We start from the raw sequence: 5,540 nt of genomic DNA on the forward strand, positions 1-5,540 counted from the left end.
ATACGGTAGTATTCGYGGCGATCTTCTTCATCTAATGTCGACATGGCGAACCCATGGTAGCGGCGGTGGTCTGAGTGTAAAGCTGGTTATCGACCCCCGCCACAAGGACGTTCCTTTTCCCTCCGAACAAGCCCCGACATGTTCAGACCTCTCTTCGTATTTATCGGCACGCGTTACACCCGTGCAAAGCGTCGCAATCATTTTGTGTCATTCATTTCCCTGACTTCGATGATCGGGCTCGCCCTTGGCGTGGTCGTGATGATCGTGGTGCTCTCGGTGATGAACGGCTTCGATCATGAGATGCGCACCCGCGTGCTGGGCATGGTGCCCCACGCGACCATCGAGTCCGGTGAGYCGATCAGCGATTGGCAAAGCCTGGCGGCCAAGGTCAAGCAGAACCCGCAGGTGACGGCCGTGGCGCCGTTTACGCAAATGCAAGGCTTGCTGACCAATAACGGCAAGGTCTCGAAAGTCCTGCTCAATGCCATCGACCCGGCGCAAGAGCGCCAGGTGTCGATCATCGATCACTTCATGACCCAGGGAAAACTCGACGATCTGGTGCCGGGTGAGTTCGGCATCGTCATCGGCGACAAGGCTGCGACCAAGCTCGGAGCCGTGATCGGCGACAAGCTGACCTTCGTCGCACCGGAAGTCACCGTGACCCCGGCCGGGATGTTCCCGCGCATGAAGCGCTTTACCGTGGTCGGCATCTTCCATGTCGGCGCCGGCGAGCTCGATGGCTACCTGGGCGTCACCAACCTGCAGGATCTGGCCCGGCTGCACCGCTGGAAGCCGGATCAGGTCCAGGGCCTGCGCCTGAAGTTCGACGACCTGTTCCAGGCACCGCGCACCGCGTGGAGCATCGCCCGCGATCTCGGTGAAGACCGCTACTACGCCCGCGACTGGACCCGCACCCACGGCAACCTGTACCAGGCGATCCGCATGGAAAAAGCCATGATCGGCCTGTTGCTGCTGCTGATCGTCGCGGTCGCGGCGTTCAACATCATATCCACGCTGGTGATGGTGGTGAACGACAAGAAGGGCGACATCGCGATCCTGCGTACGCTGGGCGCCACGCCRGGCACGATCATGCGCACGTTCATGGTGCAAGGCACGGTCATTGGCGTGGTCGGTACCGTGATCGGCGCCGTGGTCGGGATCTTCGCGGCGCTGAATGTCAGTGCCGCGATTGCGGCCCTCGAAGGCCTGATCGGCCACAAGTTCCTCAACGCCGACGTGTACTTCATTGATTACCTGCCATCGCAAGTGCAGAGCCAGGACGTGGTGATGGTCTGCTCTGCGGCGTTGGTCCTGAGTTTCCTCGCCACCCTGTATCCAGCCTGGCGTGCCGCGCGCACCCAGCCTGCGGAGGCGCTACGTTATGAGTGAGTCGGGCATGAGTGATAAAGCAATCTTGAGCTGCCGCAGCCTGGGCAAGTCCTACGAGGAAGGTCCGGAGTCGGTGGAAGTGTTGGCCGACCTGCAACTGGAGTTGCACCCGGGCGAGCGCGTGGCGATCGTCGGCAAGTCGGGCTCGGGCAAAAGTACCTTGCTCAATCTGCTGGGCGGCCTCGATACGCCGACCAAGGGCAGCGTCTGGCTCGACGGCGAGGAGCTGTCGGCGTTGAGCGAGAAGAAACGCGGCCTGCTGCGTAATCGTGCCCTCGGCTTCGTGTACCAGTTCCACCACCTGCTGCCGGAATTCACCGCGCTGGAAAACGTCTGCATGCCGCTGCTGATCGGCAAGACCGCGATCCCCGAAGCGCGCCAGCGTGCCACGGCGTTGCTGGAGCGGGTAGGGCTGGGCCATCGCCTGGAGCACAAGCCGGCCGAATTGTCCGGTGGTGAGCGTCAGCGCGTGGCCATCGCCCGCGCCCTGGTGAACACACCGGGCCTGGTGATGCTCGACGAGCCAACCGGCAACCTCGACTCCCATACCGCCCAGGGCATTCAGGACTTGATGCTGGAACTCAGCACCTCGATGCGCACGGCGTTCCTGGTGGTGACCCACGACATGAACCTGGCCCGCCAGATGGACCGCGTCCTGCACCTGCAGGAAGGCTGTCTCACTCCCATCTGATTGGCTGAAACCCGATGTCTGGAAAGGCGTCGGGTCTATTATTTCCATACGGTGCCCCAGCGAATGTTCAGACCGTTATCGATCTTTATCGGCACGCGCTATACCCGCGCCAAGCGCCGCAATCGCTTTGTTTCCTTCATCTCGATGACGTCGATGATCGGCCTCGCCCTCGGCGTTCTGGCGATGATCGTGGTGTTGTCGGTGATGAACGGCTTCCAGCGCGAAATGAGCTCGCGCATCCTCGGCATGGTGCCGCACGCCACCATCGTCGGCGTCAATCCGATTGATGACTGGAAACCCGTGGCAGCGGCGGCGATGAAAAACCCGGAAGTGACGGCGGCAGTGCCGTTCACCGAGATGGAGGGCATGCTGTCCTACAAGGGCACGATGCAGCCAATCCAGGTCAGCGGTGTCGACCCGGCGCTGGAAGGCCAGGTATCCATCGTCGCCAAGCACATTGTCCAGGGCAGTCTCGAAGCCCTGAAGCCGGGCGAATTCGGCGTGGTGATCGGCGAGATCACGGCGCGCCGCTTCCGCTTGAACGTTGGCGACAAGATCACCCTGATCGTGCCGGAAGTCAGCAATGCGCCGGGCGGCATTACCCCGCGCATGCAGCGGCTGAATGTGGTCGGCGTGTTCAAGGTCGGTGCGGAGCTGGACGGCACCATGGCGCTGATCCACATGGCCGATGCCGCGCAGATGCAGCACTGGGAGCCGAATCAGGTGCAGAGCGTGCGCCTGGCGGTGAAGGACCTGTATGCCGCGCCGCAAGTGTCGAGCGACATCGCCACGGGGCTGGGCGCCGCCTACAAGGCAGACGACTGGACCCACACCCAGGGCAGCCTGTTCAGCGCAATGAAAATGGAAAAAACCATGATCGGCCTGCTGTTGCTGATGATCGTCGCGGTGGCGGCGTTCAACATCATCGCGACCCTGATCATGGTGGTGAACGACAAGGGTGCGGACATCGCGATCCTGCGCACCATCGGCGCCACGCCACGGCAGATCATGGCGATCTTCATGGTGCAGGGCACGGTGATCGGTATCGTCGGCACCCTGATTGGCGGTGTGTTGGGCGTGATTGCCGCGCTGAACGTCAGCCAGATCGTGGGCTGGATCGAGCGGGTCAGCGGGCAGCATATCTTCAGTTCCGACGTGTATTTCGTCAGCAACCTGCCGTCCGAGCTGCAAGGCGCGGATGTGGCGCTGATCTGCACGGCGGGCTTCGTCATGAGCTTCCTGGCCACGGTTTACCCGGCGTGGCGGGCAGCGAAGATCGAGCCGGCTCACGCTTTGCGCTATTCGTAAGACCTGACACCGCCAGCTCTTCGTAGGAGCTGGCTTGCCAGCGAAGAGGCCGGTCCTGCCAGCCTCAATCCCCCCTTGGCAACTCGATCACAAACCGCGTCCACCCATTCTCCGATTCACAACGAATCTGCCCGCCATGGGCGCGGATGATCGACTGGGTGATCGCTAATCCCAATCCCGCATGTTCACTGCTGCCTTCGCGGCGTGCCGGGTCTGCACGGTAGAAACGGTCAAACAGCTTCGGCAGTAACTGTGCGTCTATCCCGCTCCCGGTGTTTTCGACGCTCAATCTCAGGCCATTCGCTTGCTCGACGATATTTACCCGAACCTCGCCGTCGGCGGGGGTAAAACGTAGCGCGTTATCCAGCAAGTTGGACAATGCTCGCCTCAACATACTGCGGTCGCCTTCCAGACTCCCATGACCTTCCCGTGCGAGCGTCACCCGCGCGTCTTCCGCCAGTGGCGCAAAAAACTCCAGCAGCAGGTCTGCTTCTTCGGCCAGTTCCAGCGCTTCGCGCTTGGGCATCAACAACCCATGGTCAGCCTTGGCCAGATAGAGCATGTCATTGACCAGTTGCGCCATCCATTGCAATTCTTCGAGGTTGCTGTGCAGGGCCTCGCGATAGTCCTCGAGGGGGCGAGGGCGGGTGAGGGTGACCTGGGTGTGGGTCAGCAGGTTCGACAATGGCGTGCGCAGTTCATGGGCAATGTCGGCGGAGAACGCGGACAGGCGCTGAAACGAGTCGTCGAGGCGTCCGAGCATGGCGTTGAAGTTGTGGGCCATTTCCGCCAGTTCCGGCGGCATGTTTTCTTCAGGCAACCGCGCGTTCAGCGATTGCGCGGAAACACCGCTGGCCACCGCACTGATCCGCCGCAACGGGCGCAAACCGCTGCGTGCCGCCCAGGCGCCAAGCAGGGCGGTAGCCAGGGCCGACAGGCCGACGGTCAGCCAGATCAAATGCTGCATGCGTTGCAGGAAGTGCTGGTGGTGGGTGATGTCCAGCAGCAAGGTCAGTTGCGGTGACTCGGGTTTGTCCGCGAAAAGYGGTGCATTCAGGACGCGGTAATCCATGCCGTCATGGCTTACCGTCGACAATCCGGGCTGGCGCGGCAATACCTGGGGAATGTTGGTCGAGCTGTCATACCAGCGCTGGCCGTCGCTGCCGGTGATTCGCAGGGGCAGGCCAGCCTGCCGGCTCAATTCCTCCGCCAGCTTCGTTTCGCTGTCACTCGACGGGAAGTCGTGCAAGGCCCGACGCAAGCCAATCAGTTTGCCGTCCAGCAGTTGCTGGTCGAGCTCAATGAAGTGCGCCTCGCTGGCGCGGCTGAACAGCACCCCGGCGAACAACGACACCACGGCGGTGCAGGCGGCAAACAACAGCGCCAGGCGGCTGCTCAAGGACAGCCGGCGCATCAGGCGGGGCGCTCTTCGAGGACGTAACCCATGCCGCGCACGGTGTGGATCAGTTTGTTGGGGAATTCATCGTCGATCTTCAGGCGCAGACGACGGATCGCCACCTCGATGACATTGGTGTCGCTGTCGAAATTCATGTCCCAGACCTGGGACGCAATCAGCGACTTGGGCAGGACTTCACCCTGGCGGCGCAGGAGCATTTCCAGCAGGGCGAATTCCTTGGCGGTCAGGTCGATACGCTGGCCGCTGCGTTCGACCCGGCGACGGATCAGGTCCAGGCGCAAATCGGCCAGTTGCAGGCTGGTCTCCTGCGGCGTGGCACTGCCGCGACGCAACAGGCTGCGCACTCGCGCCAGCAGTTCGGAGAAGGCAAACGGCTTGACCAGATAGTCATCGGCGCCCAGTTCGAGGCCGTGAACCCTGTCCTCCACGGCGTCRCGTGCTGTCAGAAACAGTACCGGCGTGTCCAGGCCAGCGCTGCGCACCGCTTGCAGAATCTGCCAGCCGTCACGACCGGGCAGCATCACATCGAGAATCAGCAGGGCATATTCGCCGCTGAGGGCCAATTGCTGGCCGGTGTTGCCGTCGGCCACCAGTTCCGTGTTGAACCCGGCCTCGGCCAGGCCCTGGCGCAGGTAATGGCCGGTTTTCGGTTGGTCTTCGACGATCAGCAGTTTCATGGGCAGCTCTTGGCAGATGGAACGAACGCTTTATACCGTGGGCAGCGTTCATACAGGT

Annotated in this window: 5 protein-coding genes; 3 read left to right on the forward strand and 2 right to left on the reverse strand. The window is 62.1% G+C overall.

The features are described from left to right. The first annotated feature begins 138 nt into the window (after positions 1–138). The 3 genes from AC1DVH_RS25355 (at position 139) to AC1DVH_RS25365 (ending at position 3,388) form a co-directional block, all read left to right on the forward strand. Positions 139–1,389, forward strand: a complete 1,251-nt coding sequence (locus AC1DVH_RS25355) for a lipoprotein-releasing ABC transporter permease subunit (RefSeq protein WP_477756117.1) — start codon at positions 139–141, stop codon at positions 1,387–1,389. A 7-nt stretch (positions 1,390–1,396) separates the two neighbouring features. Next, positions 1,397–2,080 (forward strand): lipoprotein-releasing ABC transporter ATP-binding protein LolD, encoded by a 684-nt coding sequence (gene lolD, locus AC1DVH_RS25360; RefSeq protein WP_218428817.1) that lies wholly within the window; start codon positions 1,397–1,399, stop codon positions 2,078–2,080. A gap of 63 nt (positions 2,081–2,143) precedes the next feature. Next, positions 2,144–3,388 carry a lipoprotein-releasing ABC transporter permease subunit gene (locus AC1DVH_RS25365; protein WP_414873149.1) on the forward strand — a complete coding sequence of 415 codons (1,245 nt, stop codon included), beginning with the start codon at positions 2,144–2,146 and terminating at the stop codon, positions 3,386–3,388. A gap of 64 nt (positions 3,389–3,452) precedes the next feature. On the opposite strand, the gene AC1DVH_RS25370 is transcribed toward AC1DVH_RS25365, so the two are convergent. Both AC1DVH_RS25370 and AC1DVH_RS25375 read right to left on the reverse strand, forming a co-directional pair. Further along, entirely contained in the window at positions 3,453–4,802 is a 1,350-nt protein-coding gene (locus tag AC1DVH_RS25370; RefSeq protein ID WP_477756118.1) for a heavy metal sensor histidine kinase, read from the reverse strand. Beyond that, entirely contained in the window at positions 4,802–5,482 is a 681-nt protein-coding gene (locus AC1DVH_RS25375; protein WP_007995297.1) for a heavy metal response regulator transcription factor, read from the reverse strand. The genes AC1DVH_RS25370 and AC1DVH_RS25375 overlap by 1 nt, the downstream gene beginning before the upstream one ends. Positions 5,483–5,540 lie beyond the last annotated feature (58 nt).

It is taken from the genome of Pseudomonas sp. P4_C3 (assembly GCF_056402075.1).

Excerpts from the sequence above, each read along its gene's own strand:
- lolD (WP_218428817.1), top strand. The coding sequence starts at position 1,397 with ATGAGTGATAAAGCAATCTTGAGCTGCCGCAGCCTGGGCAAGTCCTAC.
- AC1DVH_RS25365 (WP_414873149.1), top strand. The coding sequence starts at position 2,144 with ATGTTCAGACCGTTATCGATCTTTATCGGCACGCGCTATACCCGCGCC.